This window comes from Syntrophomonas sp. UBA5494, assembly GCF_002426325.1.
Genome location: NZ_DIPG01000049.1, coordinates 29,611 through 31,212, shown reverse-complemented (window position 1 = coordinate 31,212; position 1,602 = coordinate 29,611). Strand labels below are relative to the sequence as shown.

Below are 1,602 nucleotides of genomic sequence, written 5' to 3'. Positions count from 1 at the left end.
CAGGAATTGATGATATCACCGCATCATAAAGAAGTGATCACCGTACAATTGGGTGCAGGGGACACCGTTATACACCGCAAATTCGGCATGGGTATTATCACTGCTCTTATTGACGAAGGCCAGATCGCAGTGGTGGATTTTGAAAGGGCCGGAGTGCGCATGCTGCGCCTGGACCTGGCTCCGCTGGAGAAAATCGGATGATACTAGGGGGCCTTGATATTGAACGATCCAAAATCACGTATTAAGGATTTGTGCAATGAGATAAGAAAACACGAGCACCATTATTATGTGCTCGACAATCCCTTAATCAGTGACGCCGAGTTTGATGCTTTGATGGCAGAACTTATCGCTTTGGAATCCCAGTATCCGCAATTGATAACCCCGGACTCCCCCACCCAGCGGGTTGGCGGAGAGGTCTTAGATAAATTCAACACCATAACCCATCGCTATCCGCTCCTAAGCCTGGATAATGCTTTTTCCTTTTCGGATTTGGCCCAATTTAATCAACGTGTCCTCAGGCTGGTTAACCAGGCCGATTTCATGACTGAACTCAAAATCGACGGGGTGTCTGTGGTGGTGGTTTATGAAAATGGGGTTTTCCTGCATGCAGCCACGCGGGGAAACGGTCTGGTGGGAGAGGATGTCAGCGCCAATGTCCGTGCCATTAAGACCATCCCCCTCAAGTTGAAGACTGCTGTGCCCCGCCTGGAGGTGCGCGGGGAGGTATATATGCCCAAACGGGAATTCGCCAGGTTAAACGCTGAAAAAGAGGAAATAGGGGAGCGGATCTTCGCCAATCCCCGCAACGCCGCGGCCGGTTCGCTCCGGCAGTTGAACCCGCAGATCACCGCTTCCCGTTCCCTGTCGGCGTTCTTTTACGATGTGGTTTATGCTGAAGGGGCGGCCTTAAGCACTCAACAGGATATGCTGGCTTTTATACAGGAGCAAGGCCTGCCGGTTAATCCGGAATATTACCTTTGCCACGATATCCGTGAGGTTTTCAGGTATTGCGAAGAACTCGGCGAAAAGCGCCATGAACTCCCCTACGAAATAGACGGCATAGTGGTGAAACTCAATTCCCTGCCTGCGCGGGAAGAATTAGGGCAGACCGCCAAGAGCCCCCGCTGGGCCATTGCTTACAAGTTTCCCCCCGAGGAGAAAGAGACCAGGGTTCTGGATATAGTGGTTAATGTAGGCCGAACCGGGGTGATAGCCCCCACGGCCATTTTGGAAGCGGTCTCTCTGGCCGGCACTACCGTAAGCCGGGCCAGCATGCATAATTTTGACCTGGTTGAGGAAAAGGACATCCGCAAGGGCGATATAGTACTGGTTCATAAAGCGGGAGACATCATTCCCGAAATCATCAAGTCCTTTCCCGAAAAGAGAAAAGGGGACGAAGTCAAGGTCACGCCCCCGCTGAAATGCCCGGCCTGTGAAAGCCAGGTGGTGCGGCCTTCAGGAGAAGTGGCCTACCGCTGTGAAAATATAAACTGCCCGGCCCGCTTGAAAGAGAGCCTGATTTTCTTCGCCTCCCGGGATGCTATGGACATAGAGGGCATGGGTCCGGCAGTGATTGAACAGCTGGTGGAGCGCGGTATGGTA

General features: G+C 52.6%; 2 protein-coding genes. Both read left to right on the top strand.

Going from position 1 to position 1,602, the window contains the following annotated elements:
• Positions 1 to 201, top strand: a 201-nt coding sequence (locus B3W37_RS05770; protein ID WP_483175034.1) for a hypothetical protein, incomplete at its 5' end; no start/stop codon positions are given.
• A gap of 18 nt (positions 202 to 219) precedes the next feature.
• On the top strand, positions 220 to 1,602 hold a 1,383-nt coding region (gene ligA, locus B3W37_RS05765), incomplete at its 3' end, for an NAD-dependent DNA ligase LigA (RefSeq protein ID WP_483175033.1).